Below are 19,551 nucleotides of genomic sequence, written 5' to 3'. Positions count from 1 at the left end.
CTTTAAGAGTGCTTGTAATTCTTCAACTAATAAATAATAATTGTCAGGTAACTCCCTTTTTATTGTCGCTTTACTCACTTCTCCCTTTAATATTTATAATTATAAAATATGTGAATTTTTACCAATATATTTCTTGAATACATCTTATGACTAGTAGCATTTTATTAGAATACTACTCATTAATTTGATGTCAATTGCTTTGTCAAAGTTAAGGAAAATTCACAAAAACCTTGATAAATAAAAAAAAGACGTATGCCAATTCATACGTCAATTCTTGTGTCATTTATTAAGAAATCAACGAAAGTCGATTTCATGGTGTTATCTTATTGTGTGACTTCCTCTCCCTGGTAAATCCGAAATGCTGGAACAATCGTGTCTGAAACAATTTCTTTTCCTTTTTCACGAATAAAGTCCAATTTATAATAGGCATCAAATCTTTGGCTGATTTCCGTTTTCACAAGTTCGGGCGGTGTGACGACGATGAATTGGAATTTCAGTTTTTCGGCAACTGCGAAGATCGGATCAAGGACATGTGCCGATGCTGCTTGTCCGAACGGATTATCACAGACTAAAGGAACCCAGCTTTGATCAGTTTCGCTTTTAACCGATAATAACATCATCATCATAACCATTCGAGCAGATAGCTTTTGTCCTCCACTGCCGTCCGATTTCGTCTTAGAACCTTGATTAATTGTCTGCCAGGTTGAATAATGCTCTCTCTGCGGTTTCCCGTACATAAAGGCATTATCTGTCCGCATATTATAGACAAGCAGCTCTGGATATCGATTTCGAAGTGATACAAATAATATTTGCTCATCACTAATTAGTTGTTTTATTTCTTCATCTAATGCTCGATTTTGATCATCAATCATATCAAATTGTTTGGTAATTTTATTAATGGCCGCTACAAAGTGCAGCTTCAGCAGTGGTTCGATCTCTTCAGCCTTTTTAGGTAAGATGTCTTCTTTGAGCTGGACGAGCGGAAAGGAACCTCGTTCATTTTTCAGCCTCATCTTCGCAATCATGGAACGAATGGCCTCTGATATGCTCATCACTTTCATGCTGGCACGGCTGGCCCAAAAGTTTTGAGCCTTTTCCGCTCTTTCTTTGTCGCGTTCTAATTGTTCTAATCCACTTTGTGAAAAACGTTTCATATTTTTCACGATGGTCTGGATATGCGTATAATGCCTTGTATCCATATGGTCTAATGTTGTTAACACTTCATTTTTAAAACGAATCTCCCAATCTTTTCCTTCTATCGTAAGCTTTAAATTACGCAAGGATTGATCGATTTTGGCATGCTTCTCTTGACCTTCTTCCTGAATAGCTTGATGTTCTTCACACCAGGATAGGATACATGCTTTACCTTGACTCTTAATTTGTTCTAAATCATTATTCGTAAATGCTGCCGCTTCCTCTTTTAGGATCACGGATAAGGTTAACAAATCACCTTCGAAGCCCGCAATATTGGTTTCCGCTTCTTTTTGGTGTTTCTCCGCCTGCTTTACTTCCTCTTTCGTTAATTTCGTTTGGTCTTTAATTTCTACTTCCTTTACTTCTAAATCAATATCTGCCCATTGTTCAGGTTGTTTTCCATGCTTTTCGACTTTCTTTCCTGACTTACCACGCTGTTCAATCGCGTGCTTTAAGGATGTTTCCGCCACTGTTACAGCTGTTCCTTGTTCCCGTTCTTCTTTTTCTGCAGTCCTTACTTCCTTCTGTGCCGTTTGCAGCATATTTTCTAATATACTCAAAGGTTCATCTGGTTCTGGAGCTTTATTCCACTCCTGATTATAAGCATTGAGCTTTTTCTCTAATTTCTTTTGCTGCTTTTGTTCGGTTTCCTTTTTTGCTTGAAGAACAAGTAATTCTCTAGCCTGCTCTTCTTTTGATTTTTGGAGCTGTTTTAGCTCTTCGATCCTTCCATTTATCTCTTGTAAAAAATGTGGTGATAACCGAGGGACATCTTCGCATTGGTCTGCTTTTTCATCAGCAGGAAAAACCGCTTCTTCAATAAAGAACTTAATCTCCTTTATATTTTGTTCGGTTGTAAGCTTCCATTCTAAATACGTTTGATTCCACTGGTTTTGCTGTTCAACTGTCTTTTGGTGCTCTTTTCCGATTTCTTGCTGCTGAATGGTCAAAGCTTCCCGTTGTTTCTCTTTTTCTAGTTTTACCCGTTTATTTTCTTGATAAAGAGTTTTGTTTTGATCAAACTCCTCCAAGGTTTCTACATTTCTTGTAAGTTTTCGTATCCTGCCTTTTGTCTTTTCCAGCTCTTCTTTTAACCCCAGCTGTAATTCTTTTTCTTTTTCTTCTTGTGCTTTGATTTCCTGTAATTTCGTTTTCAGAGACAGAAGTGAGTTTTGTTCCTGATAAAGAGCTTTTTCGATATCAATGGAAAGCTCACTTGATAAAAAACGATCGATTTCTTTTAAATTACGACGTAAGGAGGCTTCTGTTTTTTCAATTTCTTCGAGAGCCTCTTTCTTTTCTTCAATTTGTTTCGCAATCTTTATTTTCCAGCTAGTGAATTGATTTTTATCACTTAATAGCTCTTTTTCGGTTCCATTAATAATCACAAACGATGGCTGGTGATGGTCGCTGTTCATTTCCTCACGCAAGAAAATCGGAACAGGACTTTTAAACATTCTACCCGTAAGAACCTGCTGATTAATTTTTTGCCATTGCTGCCCGCTTACGACCAACCCGTATGGAAGGAGCGGATACGTATTAAGGGTATGCACCATTTCCTCTGGACGTAATGATTGGAGAAATTGGGTACCATAAAACACATCAATTCCAGTCTTCTCATCTATCCATTCCTTTAATTCTTTCACGTCTTTATTTGCGATCCAGAAGGGCTCATCGTTTAAGGAATGGTCGAGTTGTGTTACCCATAATTCTTTTTTCATCTGTTCAGCTTGTTCTCGGTTATTACCTAGTATTTCTTCTATTTGTATGGCATATTTTGATAAGAGCGAGTGAGTAAACGGCGCTGTGACATCATCTAGTAAACCAAGAAGCTTTTCTACTAGTTTTGCCTCTTTTTGCTTTTGCTCTTTATTTGTTTGGTTTAAATCTTCACATTTTTCTTCTGAAAACTGAATGGATTGGACGAGGGTACCATGTGAAGTGGCAAGCTGATTTTGCTTTTCATTAGATTCTTTATCTTTTGCTTGCAACTCTACTAATCTAGCCTTTTTGTCTTCCATTTGTTTCAAAAGACTCTCGATCAATCCCCTTAAGTCATAGGTTAAGCGGTCGCCAAATTCTTGGATGAGTGCCACTTCCTTAGACTCAAAAGTATTCATTTGTGTATACAGAAAATCAATTTCAGTACTTAGATGAGCAATCTCTTTTGTCTTTTGTTTATCCTGCTGAGCTAGGTCCGTTCCTTTTTTCTTTAAAAACTTTTGAAAACCCAAATACTGCTTAACCGCTTCTTCGATCGATAGATAGGATTGCTCCCATTGCTTTTTAGCATCTTGCTTGATTTCATCCATTCTTTGATTTACTTGCTCTAAACCGCTATTTTGTTCCAATGTCGCGATTTGCTGAGAAAGAGAGCGAATCGTTTGTTCATTTTCACTCCACTCTTTTAATAATAACTGAACGGCCAATTGTTCTTTTCGATCCTGTTTCTCTTTCACGATCTCTTGGAAGGAAGTATGCTTCTCCTTTTCTTCCACTAATTTCTTATCCCAATGCATGACCTCTCTGTGAGCTTTTGCAAACTCTAAATTCTCATTTTGGAAGCGTAAATCCGCTTGCCTTACCATTAATTTCTCCATGTCATTCTTTAAGGTAAGCAGTGTTTCCTCTTCCGATTGCTTCAAATGCTCTAAGGCACCAAGAAGCTGCCTGCCTGTCTGTATACTGGCTTGAACAATTTCTTTATGTTCTACTCCTTTAGCTAAGTATTCTTCAAATGGGACAATGTCTTCTAAAAACTCTTTATGGGCTTGCTCTCTTTTTAAGAGAACTGGTAGATCTTTCGCAATACTTGCCTGGCTCTTAAAAATCTCTACAAGATCGTTCTTTTGATGTTCGGTCCGATGTAAGACTTGACTAACAGTAGGGATGATACGTTTTTGGAAAAGGGAATGATCATCCTCAGCTCCCTCGAAGTACTTGCCAACTCCGCCTTCATCCTTGTTAATGTCCTTCATAATATCCCAGTCTTTACGGTTAATTCCATATGTATCAAGGATGCGATAGTGCTTCTTCGTATCTCGGTATACGTCATATCCATTCCATTTTAAATAGTCCTTCAAACTTTCCGTTTCAGCAACCTCATCATTTTCATAGAGTGGAATATGCTCAAGCGCTGCCTCTTCTTTCCGTTCAAATTCTCTTGTAAAAAATGTAATATTAGGGAGGATTTTTGCTTCCTGTTCCAATGTTTTACTTTCGTTTCCACTTTCTTCACTCAATGAAACCCGCTGCTCAGCTGAGAACATTCCTCCCGTTACGAGATGCCGCTGATCAGCACCGTCCAATTCCCACTGAATAAGAACATGAAAGGTATAGGGAATAAATTGCTCTTTATTGTTAAAGAAAAACTGCTGATAATAACGATTGTTCTGTTTTCCCCATGAAGTTCCAGGTTTGAGTATTTGGAAGATGGTCTGAAGGAACACACCTTTTCCACCCCCATTCATCATCGCAATGAGGCCATTTGTTGATGTCACATCATTATGGAAATTAAAAGTGGTATCTTTGTATTGCTTTTGCATGCCATCGTACTTCAGGCCGACAATTCTAATTCGATGGATTTTCGGCATGCATATCCTCCTCCGCCGTCATCAATTTTATTAATCGTTCATACCGATCATAATCGTGATACAGATATTCAATTCGCTCAAAAAGCTCTTGTTTTGGAATCACCTTAGCTATATCGTCCCGATCAAGAATAATGATTAACCCCTCTGTCTCTAGTAAGCGCATAGCACCGGCAATTAAACCGATTCGGGTTCGTCTATTTCCTTTTTTAATCCCATAATCATCCGTGTCAACCTCCATGTATTTCCATGTGGTCACAACTTCCTTCATATCAATTCGTTCTTCTTCTCCAAAGTCCGGTTTAGCTTTAAGAATGCTCTCCCATTTCATCATTAAGTCGTTGACTTGCCTTTCTAATGCGTAATAGCTAATGCCTTCCCGCTTCGTACGGATTTTTGCCGCCTGGTTACGATCTATGATTGCTAAAAAAGACATAATGACAACACTAATAAGATGGAAGTGTTTTTTCGTTTCCACTTGCCGATGCTTTTCTTTCAAATGGGTAAAATTCGTAGCAAAGACGGAGCCGGTTGGCTGGACAACTAAGTGGATACGTTTAGGCGATTCAATAATATATGTACCTGATTCGTCTGCTAATAAAAGGACAGTCTGTCTCACTTCCGGATCAAAATAGGTCTGGAAGTGTTCACTGTTTTCGTCGATGACTTTATCTTTTAATAGTGTAAAATAGACAGCTGATGCTCTTTTGATACTTTCTGCATTCATCGTTTCTCCTCCTGTACACAGATTTTAAAAGGGGTCATTTTCATTTGATACCATAGAAATGGCTCCGCCCGATGATCAAACATAGTATAAATTTTCAAGCCTTCAAACACTTGAAATTGCGGATATTCCTTCATTAGTTTATATAGAAGAATTTCCCTCTCATCGCTTAAGGTTTCTTCCTTTCGATGCAGCACTTGAACCTTCAGTGGCTTTTTATCGAACATCATCCACAAATCGATCGTTTCAGATTCTTCAAACCATAAATCCTGCACTTCTAATGGCAACTCTGCTAGATCAGCTAACGAAAACTCTCCGTTTGTTTGTAAAAATTGAAAAACATAACTCCATGCTTTAATAACGGAATCCCAGTTGGTCACTCGCAGACGAGTAATGCTTTCTTCTGCCTCCTCTTCCATTACAGCATCCATTAGTTGTATTTCATCGAATTCTTGTTCACCCCAAATCCAATCCAATGGCAAAATAAATTCATTCTTCGGTGAAAATAATGGAGAAAGTACGGTTTCTATCGTCTCGAAATGATGAACGCCTTTCTTCATGAACCAATTTTCATAAAAATGCTCTCGAAAAGAAACCAGGCTGTTTTCCCAAAACAATGAAGGGTTTTCCGCTTTTAATTTCATCTCATATGAAATATTTTGAATGACTAGTTTTGCAAAGCGGTCATGCAATTGTCTTGTATGGCCAATTTTTTCTTGAAGGAGAATCAATTCTTTCTGAATATAATCATCTTCTTCGTTTCTTCGTTTTGTCTTTTCGATCATACTAGTTATTGTCCGGAAGTGATTTTTTTCCTCTTCAAATTGCTTTTCAATTTCAACACGATTGTCGGCCCTTTGCCATTCTTCCTCCATCAATAAGATTTTGGGATTGTTGATCATTTCCTTTTGAAATGTGAATTCATTTGCCATTAAGCGGTTTACGCGTGAAATGAGGTGATCGAGGTTTCGGGTAGCTTTTCTAAAATTACCGTTTTTAATCAGCTGCATACTATACAGTTGTTCAATTGTGATTGAGAATTCCTCAGCCATTTCCCTGCTCATAAATATCATTTCCTGAGCGACATCTGTGAGTTTATAAACAATGGAACCGCCCATCTCTAAATTGGTATATAATTCATCCATTGTGACATACCGAAATGTTTGCGTCTCCCAGGATTGTCTTATTTCATCGTAATATAAGGCTTCAAATGGTTTACTATATTCTTCTTTTCCTTGATATAAAAGCCCGCTTGTAATCCGTTCAATTTGCTTATCGTCTGCTAAAAGCTTCATTTGCTTAATCGAGTCTTCAACGATATATTTGATATCTGATTTACGTCTGTGATCATCATCATTTAATTCTCGATAAAAGATTGTGAGGAGCACTTGCATGAGAATAGTTTGGATATGAGGTTTCAGTTCACCCACTTCCATTCCCCTCCCCAGTTCAAACAGAGGATTTAATCGTTGCAAACGCTTGCCAAATCCTTCCCATGATTCGTTCACGTCCATTTCCTCCATGTTTCGATTGTTAACACTTCTTGTGGAATCCGCTTATTTTCCTGCCATAATTGCCGTAATAGCTCTTGCTCCTCTTCCGTAAACCATTGAAAAAATAAATCACGGTAATGGAGGTTTTGTGTTTGGCCTTGTTTTTGGTCATTCCTTTGTTCTCGACATTCAAGCATTTTGCGATAAATTTTTAGGGCTGGTTGAATACAGGAGTCCGGGTATTTTTCGATAAGCCGAATGATGATCCCGTATCCTGCGGCATCAAGATCTCCTGCGTAATAGAAAAGATAGGATTTTGGCGGAAACATTTGAAAGAAAAAGGAAAAGCTCCGTTCTATTTTAGTCCCTTCACCATAAATAATCAGTTCAGGTTCATAATCGAGTTGACCCGCTTCCAATAGTTTAATGGATGTATGGAAGAATGATAGATTTTCAACGATCATTACACGTTGAATATCTTTTATTTCTTTCCCCTGCTTCATCCAAAATACAAAAGGCTCCCCGTAGTTCACCATTTTAAGTTTCTCTTCTGCTATTCCAATTCTAGCTAAAAAGCCCTTTCCATCAGGAAAGCTGTCACTGTCTAGTAAAAATTTTTCATCGCCAAAGAGCTCCAGGCTTCTTTCTTCGACTGACACGATTTCCCGTTCCTGACTGGATTGGAGAAATGTATAGACATTCTGGATTCGTACCCATTCTTCTTTCGTTTGCCATTCGGGATGCCGTTCATAAAAGGAAAAATCCAACTGATCACCTAATTTCATCATCTCAAGACGATCCCATTGGTTTTCCTGAACTTTTATATTAACCCAGTAATATAAGGCAAGTGCTGGGGTTTTTCCATTGTATTGATTATTTTGAATAGGGATCAGTTGTCCTTCTGTTTGCATGATTTCAATGGCACGATAAAACAATGTATAACCATCCATTTCATCATAATCATCCAAAAGCTTGCGCAACTGAAGTTCTAAATCGTTTATATTTATTTTCTTTTTTTGTTTAGGGTGTTGAATATCTCCAATAAAACCTCTCACCCGTGTTTCAATGATATTGATGGTATTCACCTACTTGAATCTTATTAGTTTCATAGGAATAGACTCCTACTTTCCAATTTGGACATCCTTATATTATAAACTAGTTGCGGTATTGTTGCTAAATGAATTTATCTTAATAAAGTGGCCGGCGAGACACGCACTCAATATGTGCAGTGTTGTTATAAAAAAATTTTAGTTTAGAACTCAACCAATTCTTTCATTTTTTATACAGTTATTCCCATATCGGAATAACTCGTATCCTGCCACCAGGTTCCGTTGTATAATAGACTCTTACCCAAATGTTTTACGCCCAAGTTAGTATAATTTAATAATCTAATTTAATTAAGAAGAGGGCAGACTTCAAATTAGCCCAAAAATCGAATTTACATTTTTCACAAAAATAAATTCAAGATAGAAAAAGCAGCCGAAATCTAGTAAGATATCCACATGTGATATTAGATAAGGGGTAAAAAAAATGAGCGTATTAAACGTAAAAAATTTAAGTCACGGTTTTGGTGATCGTGCGATTTTTAATGATGTGTCATTTCGACTTTTAAAAGGAGAACACGTTGGACTAGTTGGGGCAAATGGTGAGGGTAAATCTACTTTCATGAATATTGTTACTGGGAAGTTGCAACCCGACGAGGGGAAAGTTGAGTGGTCACGAAAAGTTCGTGTTGGTTATTTAGATCAGCATGCTGTACTTCAAAAAGGTACTACGATGCGTGACGCTTTGAGTACTGCTTTTCAATATCTTTTTGATGCTGAATCAGAAATTAATGAACTTTATGCAAAAATGGGTGATGAAGGTGCTGATATCGATGCATTACTTGAAGAAGTTGGAGAGCTACAAGAAACTTTAGATAGTAATGATTTCTATCAAATTAATTCAAAAGTTGAGGAAGTTGCTCGTGGTCTAGGATTAGACGATGTTGGACTCGATCGAGATGTAGATGATCTTAGCGGTGGGCAACGTACGAAAGTTTTGCTAGCTAAGCTTTTGCTAGAAAAGCCTGAAATCCTATTACTAGACGAGCCTACGAACTATTTGGATGAACAGCATATCGAATGGTTGAAGCGCTATTTACAGGAATATGAGAATGCATTTATCTTGATTTCACATGATATTCCATTCTTGAACAATGTTGTTAACTTGATCTATCACATGGAAAACCAAGAGTTGAATCGCTATGCTGGTGACTATGATAACTTCTTAAACATTTATGAAATGAAGAAGCAACAGCTAGAGTCTGCTTACAAGCGTCAACAACAAGAAATTGCTGATTTGAAGGATTTCGTTGCTCGTAACAAGGCAAGTGTTGCGACTCGTAATATGGCGATGTCTCGTCAGAAGAAGCTCGACAAAATGGAAATTATTGAATTGGGGAAAGAAAAGCCGAAACCAGAGTTTAATTTCAAAGAAGCTCGTGCTGCTAGTCGTTATATTTTCACGGCTGAAGATCTTGTTATTGGTTACAATGAACCACTTTCTCGCCCTCTGAATTTGAAAATGGAACGCGGACAAAAAATTGCATTCGTGGGTGCAAACGGTATTGGTAAGTCTACTCTTTTAAAAAGTATTCTTGGCTTGATTGATCCAATTTCGGGTAAAGTGGAACGTGGTGAGTATCAACACATCGGTTACTTCGAGCAGGAAGTTAAACAGTCCAACTACAACACTTGTATTGAAGAGATTTGGAGCGAGTTCCCAAGTATGAATCAGGCTGAAGTCCGTGCTGCTCTTGCAAAATGTGGATTAACGACGAAACATATTGAAAGTAAAATCGAAGTCCTTTCTGGTGGCGAAAAAGCCAAAGTTCGATTGTGTAAAATTATTAACACAGAAACGAATTTACTAATTCTAGACGAACCTACCAATCACTTGGATGTTGACGCAAAGGAAGAATTGAAGCGTGCTTTAAAGGCATATCGCGGAAGTATCTTGATGGTATCCCACGAACCTGATTTCTACCGTGAAATTGCGACCGATATTTGGAATTGTGAAGATTGGACTACGAAAGTGTTTTAAATAATGATTAAGGGGTAACCACTGAATTAAAATTCACTTGTGTACCCCTTTTTATTAAGCATCCATATGATTATTTTTAATATTCACCTTTAATTACAAAAAACGAGCCCCGAATTGTTCCAGCTAATTTAGACTTTTGCCTCGCAAACTTGAACTTCTCTTCTAATTCCTTTGGTACCTCCATCCCCTCAGAAAGCTTAAAACCAACGGCCCGCTTCCTAGGGTCATCAACCGTATACATGACGTTGACCGCAAGACCATCCTCATAAAAGACGTAGGCCATTTTGATATTTTCCACTTGAAAACGGGACGTTTCTAAAGGTTTGGCCGCAAACTCAATATCACGTTCTTTCAGTATACGGTTCACATAATCAAGGGTCTCGCAGGACTCGCTTGCTGGTACAACTGTAAATTCATGCTTGTATTTGTTCATATAGTAACGGGCTTCATGAGCACGTAAACCAGTAAGCGCTTCTACTACAGGTGATGACTCTAAACCAACCGGAGATACATTTTTAAAATCAACGATATATGACATGTTCATCCCTCCTATTAACCCTTTATTTCCTAACAACAGGAATCCACATTTCACCAAAAACTAAGCCGTTTCGCTGCCCCATCTCAACCGTTGCATTTGGCGCACCAACATAGGCAAAATTCTTTGCTTCCGGCAAGACTTGACCAAAGGCAATGCCAGCAAGCTTATTATTCAATTCATCAGCCGTCTTCCCTTCCCCTTTAACAACCAGGTATTCCCCTTTAGGAAATTGGATAACTCTGTCTACTTCTGGTACCGATGCCTCTGACATGACGCCAGCATAATGCATCATCTTGTTATTCACCGCTTCGTTTACGGTAAAAATGTAGTCATTTGAAGCTATGGCTTTTAAAGCATCAAGCCTTCCATCTTGGCTGACCTCCTGCCAAAAGTCTGACTTTTCCTTATTTAAGCCAGCAAAATCTGTGTAATTGCTCTTAAGCTCAGTTCCAAAACCTAAAACGGTAAAGCTATCTTTTTCCTCTAATGTATAATCTGCCATATTCAAAACCTACCTCTTTTTTAAATTTATCAAATGACTTGCGTTCTTCACTTGATAGCTATATCATAACCTTAAATCATGTCAAAAAATGATACTGTTTAGGAGTCCCGATGAAAAAAGTTGAACGGATTAATATCATTATGCGGTATATCAACAACCGCGCTCACTTTACCATTTCTGAAATCATGCAAGAATTTCACATTTCTCGTTCAACAGCAATTAGAGATATCAGAGAAATTGAGGCCATGGGGATGCCGCTTGTCGCTGAAGTGGGGAGAGATGGGGGCTACTTTGTCATGCACAACTCTGTCCTGCCCGATGTTCGCTTTACCGATAATGAGGTCAAAGCTCTTTTTATTGCCTTTATGGCCACGAGAAATCAACAACTCCCTTATCTAAAGAGTCGTCAGTCTTTAGCTGAAAAATTACTAGGCCTCATCTCAAAAAATCAGCAAGATGACCTTGTTCTTTTAAATCAAATCTTGCTATTTGAAGGCACCAATCCCCATAATCCCGACCTGCTTGATCTGTCAGACCTCCCCCATCCCATGTTAGAAAAACTAATCCAAATCCTTCTTTTGGATAGCTATTTATTGATTACCATCAACGAAGAGAATGTAATAAAGTCTTATCCAATTTATCTCTTGCACCTTTATCGTGAGAAAAGCCTTTGGATGATTGAAGGGTTTGACTTAAAGGAAGAAAAGAAACAAATTTTTCCTGTGGACGATCTCACTAATGTCGAACCCTATCCAACGAAAAAAAAATTAAGTAAGAAAAGAATTTTAGAAAAACTAAGTAAGCAGGAAGAAGTAATCAACCTTGTCCTTGAACTTGGTCCAAAAGCGATTGCCCAGTACAGAAAATACCATCCTTTAAAAGTTTCAATTTCCTATACGAATCCATACCAAGCCACAGCCATTCTAAAGACTTTAATCAATGTTAATAATACCGAAGAATTGACAGAAATAACAAATTGGCTCCTTTTTCTAGGTGGGGATATTAAGGTCAGGGAAATGCCAGAAGAAGTCTTAAAAGGTTTACAAGAAAGATTAGGCTTATACTGCCCATAAGCATAATCTTTTTAACTTAAAAACCGACTAACTTAAGTCCAAGGACAAAGTTAGCAGGAAACATAAGTTTGATTTCGTCATTTTTCTTAATGGATGCTTCCCCTCAAAAGTTGATTGTCCCATATGTATTTTCCTGCTACTGTTTTTAAACCTTGATTGTTAGATTTTTTAACTGGTTGCTTCTAAAGTGGTAGAGAAAATCCAAAAAAGAAAAAAGCCAGGTGCTATCCGACATGCGGATTTTACCTAGCTCCAAATAAAATTATAAAATGAACATTCCAACAATACCGCTTAATATTCCTAAAACTACTACAGATCCAGCTGTAAAGAATAGAACTCGTTTGGGAAACGAGCGTGCAACAATGATAAGTGATGGAAGGCTGACAGACGGCAAAGTAATCAAGAGTGCTGCTGCGGGTCCTCCGCCAAGTCCGAAAGACATAAAAGTCTGGATAATCGGAATCTCGGCAGCTGTTGGGATTACGAAAAGCATACCTGTGATGGCAAATCCAATTACAGTGATTAAACTGTTAGCGGCAGCTTCACTAATATGAGGAAACAGCCATGCTTTAATGGCACCCATTAATAAAATAGAAAGAACATAAGCTGGGACGATGTACAAAATCATATTTCCCATCGATTTTAGCCATCTGGTAATAAAAGAACCAGACACTTCAATCTCTGCTTTTTTAATCAAATTATCAATATCGGTGGACTTAACATTCGTAGCAAAACGATTGGCTAGATAACTTACGCCAAAAGTCAAAATAAGGCCAAAGGTTAGCCGGAGAAGGGTAAACTTCCACGATAACACAAACGTCATAAAAATTAAGGTCGCCGGATTAATGGTCGGATTACCTAACCAAAATGCAAGGCTGGCACCAACAGAGACATTTTTTTTTCGTAAACCTACTGCGATTGGGGCTGCACAGCAAGTGCACATCATACCAGGAATCGAGGCAAGGCCGGCAATCGCAGTGCTCCCAAAGGATGTTTTTCCAAGCACCTTTAAAAGCCAGTTAGCTGGCAGCAGTACCTGCAGTAATGATCCAAGTAAAATCCCTAAGATTGCCGCTTTCCAAACAGCTGTAAAATAAGTGACAGCGTAAGCCCAGGCACCGGACCAAGATACACCCTGCAAATTTGCTTTGTCTCCAAGTATCGAGCTCCCAATAGAATGGTTGCCAGCAGCAAGAATGGCCTTATTAAAATAAGGAAACCATTTTACATACCATAACCCGGCTGCTGCAATGATTATAAAAAGTACAGCAAATGAAACAGTTTTTTTGGGATTAGACTGATTTGCCGGTATAGACAGAGAATTATTTAATTGAGACAAGTTGGATGACCTCCCAAAAATGATAGAAATAATATAGAAACACCGATTTCCTTCAAGAAAGAAAATCGGCGTTTCTCATTATATGTTTAAAAATTTACCTCTTGCTTGTTGGATTGCATTACAAATGCTTTCTTTATCAAGAGACAATTCCATTAAACCAATTTGATCTTGGTACACATCTTCAGGAATTTCAGCTTTAATTTCATCCTCAAGAATGTGATAAACAGAAAGACCTAATGCCACACCAGCTAACGGGCCTGCATAAGTCGGGTCACCGACGGTTACCGTTTCCGCAAAAATGTCGGCACTATCTTCATCCGGCGAACCGAGAATGACTACGATATTTTCATTTCCATATTTCTCAGCCGCTTTCTTTAATTCTTCTTGGACCAACTGGTCCATCGCACCTGCAGCCGTTCAAACAAAGCACTGGGTATCTTTATAAATAACTTCTGCCCCAATTGCGTTCATGCACTCCTCAATAGATGGCGCCGGAACACCATCTCTTTCCCCTAAAACAAACACTTTTTTATTTTTTAAAATCATCTTAAATCATCCTTTCTCATTATTTATATAGAATAGTATTTAAATATTTTCTTTAATAAGATTTTCAATATCTTCTTTTGTAATTTCTCCGCCTGAAATTCTTTTAATTTCTTTTCCTTCTTTGAACATTAAAAAAGATGGTAATCCCATAACGCGATGGTTAATACAAACTCTTCGATTTTCAACGCTATTAAGTTTCACCACTTTGACCTTTTCACTATAGGTTTCTGCTAACACTTCAACATCTGGCATCAAATTAAGGCAGGGTTGACAACTTGGACCCCAAAAATCCACGATTACAGGCCGGTCTGCTTCAAGTACCTCAGTCTCAAAGTTATTTTTATTTACCTCAATCATTCTATTTCCCCCCATCGTTTTTTTCGATAACAAATGACATCCCATCTGATAGCGCTGTCATTTTCCCTAAAAACAGACTTCCTTTTCCTACAAACATGGCGTTTTCAATTTCGCCACTCATAATCATGTCCCTCGCATGGCCTATAAAGGGGATGGCCGATGCGATATGACCTTGTGTTGGAGAAAACCCTAACATTCCGTATTTATCTTCAAAGGAGTCCAATTCAGAGCGTTCTATCTCCTTTCTCATAACTGCCATAGCACCAATGGTACGGTAATTTCCTCTTGGTACATTTCCATTTCCATTTGGTTCTGTAACATCGGGATTGTGAAGTTCTACCGCAAATTTTCCGATATCTGTAATCTTCTTTCCAATTCTCTCAAGTGGCTTCACCACAAGAGATTGGTAGATTGCTTGGGCGGAAGAACCAGCGGAAATTTCATGCTTCCCAAATGAATCAGTCCGAATTTTAGGACTTTTCCCATCATCCTTTCCAATCAGGATTGCAATGGCTCCCATTTGATCCTCTGTAATCGGCATTCCTTTCGAAAGATTACCTGCAAATTTCATCCCTAATTTAGCTAAGCACCCTCCCCCAATTACGAGTACTTCGTTGTATATATCAGCTTGAACAAAAGCAGCTGCAACGCTGACAGCATGAGCTGGTGCACAGCAGAATGCTTTAACGTCAGAGCCAGATGCATGAATGCAGCCAGCATGTTCTGCAATGGATTTTGCCATATTACCGCCGCCCCGCTGGTAGCGATCACCAACAGCTTCTTCATCACAACCGATCACATAATCAATTTGCTCGGGAGTGACATCAAAAGAATGGAGAGCTTGACGCATAGCAATGACACCTGATGCTTTATTGCATAAGTTCTCTAGCAAAATATGTGCGGACAGAAATTTGTCCTCGTCATGCCCTGCCAGAAAAACGCCAATTAATTGATTCTTATTAACATAAAGGGGAAGGGCATCTCCTGCTGTTAGTTTTTCTTGAATATCATCAATCGGAACACCTTTACCTAAAGCATTTAGATCATCTGCTGTTATAAGGGGGTGCTTTTCTAATCTAGCTTTTACTTGGTCATTCACGAAGTTTTCTTCTAAAAATACCAGGTTATACTTGTCAGCAATTTTTAACCATCCATAGAACTCTTCTTCAGGAAGAATCTCACCCCAAGGGCTGAATCTGTTTGCATTTTCCAACTTCGCATTTGTCCAAGGTCTTTCATAATCTTTTAATAATTCAGGTCTCATATTCCCGATGAAAACTTGGTTTGGAGGATAAGCAACCGCCTCTTCAAAACTTCTTAAATTCGCTAAAATATCTTCAAGTATATATTGATTCTTCTCAATTTCTCGATCTGGTTTAGAACCATATCTGACTAGGCTTGGGGTATGGGTAATGACAAATGAAGCTCCTTTAATAACCGGCGTTGCCATATTGCACCTCCATCTCGTTTTCTTTTAATTCTTCTTCCAAGTTTTCTACATAGTGTTGAGCAGATAGGGCCGCAATACTGCCATCCCCTGTTGCCGTAATGACTTGCCGCAATTTTTTTTCATTGACATCACCGGCTGAGAAGATGCCTTTTACCCTTGTTTTCATATCTCCATCCACCACTATATATCCATCTTCATTTGTAATACCCAACCCATTCACACAATTGGTGATCGGATCCATTCCTACATAAATGAAAACACCATTGCATGGAAATTCCCTAGTTTCCCCCGTATTTTTATCCTTGATTATGACACCGGTAACCAAACCGTCGCCAAGAATTTCTTCCACCGTATGATTCCAAATAAAATCGATTTTTTCATTATCAAATGCCCGTTTTTGAATAATCTTTTGGGCTCGCAATTGATCACGGCGGTGAATAATAGTTACTTTTGTGGCAAACCGGGTTAAAAAAATGGCTTCTTCAACCGCTGAGTCTCCTCCGCCAACTACAACCAGCTCTTGGTCTTCGAAAAAAGCCCCATCACAAACGGCACAGTATGATACACCAAAACCTGATAACTCTTTTTCCCCTGGAACGCCAAGGCAGCGATGCTCTGCTCCAGTTGCGATAATAATCGATTTTGCTTTATATTCTCGATCATCCATAATGACTGTTTTCAGTGGATACCCATCTTTAATTTCCTTAATTTCACCACGTGCAAAATCGGCGCCGAATTTCTTAGAATGTTCAAACATCATCTTTGATAAATCTGGACCTAAAATGGATTCAAAGCCGGGGTAGTTTTCAATATCTTCCGTCTTTGTCATTTGCCCGCCAGGAAGACCTTTTTCAATCATTAAGGTATCCATTTTTGCCCGGGAAGTATAAACGGCTGCCGTCATTCCCGCTGGACCAGCCCCTGCAATGATACAATCGTATATTTTATTGACACTCACGTTATTCCCTCCCGTATATTAGATTTTCACTTCAAAAATGGTTGCTTCCTCAACTTGACGGGCCAATGCATCCAAGGCTGTTTCAACACGGTGTCTGCGCAATTTCCATTGTTCTTCCTGAGGCGTGTTCGGATCTCCCAAAGGATATGGAATGGAAACGGTAGGTACAATCCGATTGGCTCCAACCGTTTTCGCAATTGATACAAGGTTAGCCATTTGTACAATTGGAATGCCGGCACGTTCAATTTCTTTGGTCATCGTTGCCCCGCAACGAGTACAAGTCCCTCAGGTGGAGGTGAAGATAACGGCAGAAACATTGGCATCCTTTAACAGTTGGGCAATTTCAGTTCCCATGCGGCTTGCTTCCGCTTGAGTCGTTCCTGTCCCGACTGTGGAATACATATACTCATGGACTCTTCCAATTTTCCCTTCCTTTTCAAAATATCTCAAAGCATCTAATGGGACGATACGGTTGGGATTGGCATTCGCTGCAGAAGGGTCAAATCCCGCATGAATGGTCTCCCATTGCCCTGCCTCTAACTCATCGAGTTCCGAGATATTGTATCTTCCCCACTTTGTCGCTGAAGCTGACTGAATACGGTCTGGATTCCCTTTAGGAACAATTCCCCCTGAGGTGACAAGGGCAATTGAAGCCTGACTAAGATCCTTAACTTGATTGGCGATAGGTACTCGGTCTATGACAGGCAATGGCATTTCCGTTTTAAATTCTTCCCCGTTTATTTTCCTAAGTAACATATCCACTACACGATCTGCACCGCTGGCAGCTGATGCTTTAAACGCTTCCAAACGAATCCCGCGCGGTAAATAGCCTTCTTTTTCGGCTGGCAAAATGGTTTCTTCTGCTAGGATCTTTTTCGCAAAGTCCGCCATCTTTGGCATATCTTTTCGCATTGCCACAGCACCATTCCCACCTGGAAAGATATAAATATCCTTTCTGTACATTTCAACTCCAGGGTTTTCTACAAACATGCTTGTGATTACCGGGACATTAAACTTCTCTTTTACTGCTTTACAAATCCCACCGCATGCTACTCCGTAACGCCCTGCCATGAATGCCGGACCAGCAATGAAAATGTCAAACTCTTTATCTTCTAAAAATCCTAGAATTCTATCAATTGCTTCCTGCTTTCTCGAACCAAAGAAGTTATCACCGCAAATAATGGTGTGAGTTACTTCTATGTCAGGAGATAATAAATTGTTTAATAATAATCCCGGTCCAACGTAACCCTCACGTATTTCCGGTGCAAAGTCAGCTTTATCTTCCCCGCCAATTTGTCCGAAAAATTGGTTAATATAATGGATTGCTTTTTTCATGATTTCCCCCCTTAATACTCAACTACCGTCTTAAAATGATCTCCTGTACTTGAATCTGCGCAAAACATCCCGTTATTTTCCATTTGAACCGAACCATCCTTCCAAACAGATTCTTCCCATCCGCCTGAATTTCCATCTCTTGCTAATGATTCGAGTTCTCCAATGACAATCTCCATCGGTCCAAGCTGAATAAATTGTGATACATTCCCTGTAGATACGATGGCATCAGCCTTATCTGACAAATCAACAAGTGGTTGTGATTTCCCATCACGACCGGTACATTCATTTGTAATTCCTACCACTTTAATACCTGCATCTTCTAATTCATTAATCACAAGAATAAAGTCGGAATCCGGATTGCCGTATCCTTCCTCCGCTACAATTGCTCCTTGAGTACCTAAAGACACAGCCAGCTGACGAACAAAAAACGCGGAACGCTGTTTTTCTTCTAACTGAACATTTAGGTTCGACACAATTACGCCAAGGAAATTAATTGTTTTACCATGTTCTTTCATTAATCGCTTTATCGTCGCATTATTTACATGCTGGTAGGTTGAAATTTTAGATGATGACGGCATAAAACTTCCTGAGATAATCGCTCCATCCAGTAATTCATTGGGATTCATTAAAGTTGGCAGCATACGATTAGCATCCCACCCATATACAAGTGCATTGTAACCGGTTTCAAGCATTTGTGATTGAAGTTGCAAGATATACATTACCCTAGGAAGATTGTTGATTTCCTCACTCCGCTGATCTAAAGGAAGATGTTCAAACACTTCTAGTTCTTCCGGTTCTAAATCTTTGACACAGTTCCCTAAATACTCAGCTAAGCGCATCGCTGCCCACCGTAATGCTTTATTTTTTTTCTGTTGTTCATACCTCTCACTTTCTTCATTTGTTTCAGCTACTAAACAAATATTAAGCAATTGTGAGAATATGGTTTGTTTAGCCCCGGGACCGCTCATGTCTATCAAACCATCCTGAAACCCGCCCCAATGTTTGCCAACAGCCAACACACAACTTCCTTTCAGAACATGCGTCCGACCTTGACCGGCAGGGGTTAATTTGTTAATAACTCCAGGAAACATTACTCCTCCAGAAACTTTACTACGAGGCTCCACGGCTTCTTTCACTGGAGTAATACGAATCGGGTCTCCTTTTTTTGCGATGATTAGATCTGCCGTTGTTATGTTATCGTCTTCAAAAACAATGTCTAAAGCCTCTTTTTTGTTAATGGTTAATAGACCATTTTCAAAAAAGGTCTTTTCTCCAAAAACAATGTCTTCTACATGGAAGTACCCCATTTCCAATTTCATCTAACCCCTCCTCTAATCATGATTATTTGTAACTAAGCTTATTATAATT

Annotated in this window: 15 protein-coding genes; 2 read left to right on the top strand and 13 right to left on the bottom strand. The window is 38.9% G+C overall.

Features of this window, described 5'->3' with window-relative positions; translation table 11 throughout:
• Nucleotides 1-323 precede the first annotated feature (323 nt).
• The 4 genes from V7161_RS15085 to V7161_RS15070 are packed head-to-tail and all read right to left on the bottom strand — an operon-like array spanning nt 324 to nt 8,086.
• The gene (locus V7161_RS15085; protein WP_335713816.1) at nt 324-4,787 is read right to left on the bottom strand and encodes a hypothetical protein; all 4,464 of its coding nucleotides are present in this window, start codon (nt 4,785-4,787) and stop codon (nt 324-326) included.
• Nucleotides 4,765-5,511: a DUF6063 family protein gene (locus V7161_RS15080; protein WP_335713815.1), complete on the bottom strand. Its 747-nt coding sequence runs from the start codon at nt 5,509-5,511 to the stop codon at nt 4,765-4,767. The genes V7161_RS15085 and V7161_RS15080 overlap by 23 nt, the downstream gene beginning before the upstream one ends.
• The gene (locus V7161_RS15075) at nt 5,508-7,022 is read right to left on the bottom strand and encodes a hypothetical protein (RefSeq protein ID WP_335713814.1); all 1,515 of its coding nucleotides are present in this window, start codon (nt 7,020-7,022) and stop codon (nt 5,508-5,510) included. Before V7161_RS15075 ends, V7161_RS15080 begins: the two co-directional genes overlap by 4 nt.
• Entirely contained in the window at nt 7,013-8,086 is a 1,074-nt protein-coding gene (locus tag V7161_RS15070; RefSeq protein WP_335713813.1) for a Wadjet anti-phage system protein JetD domain-containing protein, read from the bottom strand. The genes V7161_RS15075 and V7161_RS15070 overlap by 10 nt, the downstream gene beginning before the upstream one ends.
• A 445-nt stretch (nt 8,087-8,531) precedes the next feature.
• On the opposite strand from V7161_RS15070, the gene V7161_RS15065 reads away from it, so the two are divergent.
• Nucleotides 8,532-10,085, top strand: coding sequence for an ABC-F family ATP-binding cassette domain-containing protein (locus V7161_RS15065; RefSeq protein WP_335713812.1), 1,554 nt, complete (start codon nt 8,532-8,534; stop codon nt 10,083-10,085).
• 76 nt (nt 10,086-10,161) lie between these two features.
• On the opposite strand, the gene V7161_RS15060 is transcribed toward V7161_RS15065, so the two are convergent.
• On the bottom strand, nt 10,162-10,659 hold the full coding sequence (locus V7161_RS15060; RefSeq protein ID WP_335713811.1) for a phage tail protein: 498 nt from the start codon (nt 10,657-10,659) through the stop codon (nt 10,162-10,164).
• Nucleotides 10,646-11,125, bottom strand: coding sequence for a GyrI-like domain-containing protein (locus tag V7161_RS15055; protein WP_335713817.1), 480 nt, complete (start codon nt 11,123-11,125; stop codon nt 10,646-10,648). The genes V7161_RS15060 and V7161_RS15055 overlap by 14 nt, the downstream gene beginning before the upstream one ends.
• Before the next feature lie 110 nt (nt 11,126-11,235).
• Here V7161_RS15055 and V7161_RS15050 point away from each other — a divergent pair, with 110 nt between their 5' ends.
• Entirely contained in the window at nt 11,236-12,198 is a 963-nt protein-coding gene (locus V7161_RS15050; protein WP_335713810.1) for a helix-turn-helix transcriptional regulator, read from the top strand.
• 262 nt (nt 12,199-12,460) lie between these two features.
• Here the strand turns inward: V7161_RS15050 and V7161_RS15045 are convergent, their stop codons facing one another.
• The 7 genes from V7161_RS15045 to V7161_RS15015 form a co-directional block, all read right to left on the bottom strand.
• Nucleotides 12,461-13,537: a permease gene (locus V7161_RS15045; protein WP_335713809.1), complete on the bottom strand. Its 1,077-nt coding sequence runs from the start codon at nt 13,535-13,537 to the stop codon at nt 12,461-12,463.
• A gap of 78 nt (nt 13,538-13,615) precedes the next feature.
• Entirely contained in the window at nt 13,616-14,083 is a 468-nt protein-coding gene (gene grdA / locus V7161_RS15040; protein WP_335713808.1) for a glycine/sarcosine/betaine reductase complex selenoprotein A, read from the bottom strand.
• Between the two features lie 39 nt (nt 14,084-14,122).
• On the bottom strand, nt 14,123-14,440 hold the full coding sequence (locus V7161_RS15035) for a thioredoxin family protein (protein ID WP_223596442.1): 318 nt from the start codon (nt 14,438-14,440) through the stop codon (nt 14,123-14,125).
• Between the two features lies 1 nt (nt 14,441).
• The gene (gene grdC, locus V7161_RS15030; RefSeq protein WP_335713806.1) at nt 14,442-15,890 is read right to left on the bottom strand and encodes a glycine/sarcosine/betaine reductase complex component C subunit beta; all 1,449 of its coding nucleotides are present in this window, start codon (nt 15,888-15,890) and stop codon (nt 14,442-14,444) included.
• The gene (gene trxB / locus V7161_RS15025; RefSeq protein WP_335713805.1) at nt 15,871-16,848 is read right to left on the bottom strand and encodes a thioredoxin-disulfide reductase; all 978 of its coding nucleotides are present in this window, start codon (nt 16,846-16,848) and stop codon (nt 15,871-15,873) included. Before trxB ends, grdC begins: the two co-directional genes overlap by 20 nt.
• 18 nt (nt 16,849-16,866) lie before the next feature.
• Nucleotides 16,867-18,183, bottom strand: a complete 1,317-nt coding sequence (locus V7161_RS15020) for a glycine/betaine/sarcosine/D-proline family reductase selenoprotein B (protein WP_335713804.1) — start codon at nt 18,181-18,183, stop codon at nt 16,867-16,869.
• Nucleotides 18,184-18,194: 11 nt separating this feature from the next.
• Nucleotides 18,195-19,502 carry a glycine/sarcosine/betaine reductase component B subunit gene (locus V7161_RS15015; protein WP_335713803.1) on the bottom strand — a complete coding sequence of 436 codons (1,308 nt, stop codon included), beginning with the start codon at nt 19,500-19,502 and terminating at the stop codon, nt 18,195-18,197.
• Nucleotides 19,503-19,551 lie beyond the last annotated feature (49 nt).

The organism is Neobacillus drentensis, assembly GCF_036965425.1.
Taxonomy (GTDB): domain Bacteria; phylum Bacillota; class Bacilli; order Bacillales; family Cytobacillaceae; genus Neobacillus; species Neobacillus drentensis_F.
Note: the sequence above shows the minus strand (reverse complement) of the source record. Positions and strands in the feature narration are given on the sequence as shown.

Bases quoted from the DNA above. Each gene is read 5' to 3' on its own strand.
- V7161_RS15085 (WP_335713816.1), bottom strand. From the start codon at position 4,787: ATGCCGAAAATCCATCGAATTAGAATTGTCGGCCTGAAGTACGATGGC.
- V7161_RS15080 (WP_335713815.1), bottom strand. From the start codon at position 5,511: ATGAATGCAGAAAGTATCAAAAGAGCATCAGCTGTCTATTTTACACTA.
- V7161_RS15075 (WP_335713814.1), bottom strand. From the start codon at position 7,022: ATGGACGTGAACGAATCATGGGAAGGATTTGGCAAGCGTTTGCAACGA.
- V7161_RS15065 (WP_335713812.1), top strand. From the start codon at position 8,532: ATGAGCGTATTAAACGTAAAAAATTTAAGTCACGGTTTTGGTGATCGT.
- V7161_RS15055 (WP_335713817.1), bottom strand. From the start codon at position 11,125: ATGGCAGATTATACATTAGAGGAAAAAGATAGCTTTACCGTTTTAGGT.
- V7161_RS15050 (WP_335713810.1), top strand. From the start codon at position 11,236: ATGAAAAAAGTTGAACGGATTAATATCATTATGCGGTATATCAACAAC.
- V7161_RS15035 (WP_223596442.1), bottom strand. From the start codon at position 14,440: ATGATTGAGGTAAATAAAAATAACTTTGAGACTGAGGTACTTGAAGCA.
- grdC (WP_335713806.1), bottom strand. From the start codon at position 15,890: ATGGCAACGCCGGTTATTAAAGGAGCTTCATTTGTCATTACCCATACC.
- V7161_RS15015 (WP_335713803.1), bottom strand. From the start codon at position 19,502: ATGAAATTGGAAATGGGGTACTTCCATGTAGAAGACATTGTTTTTGGA.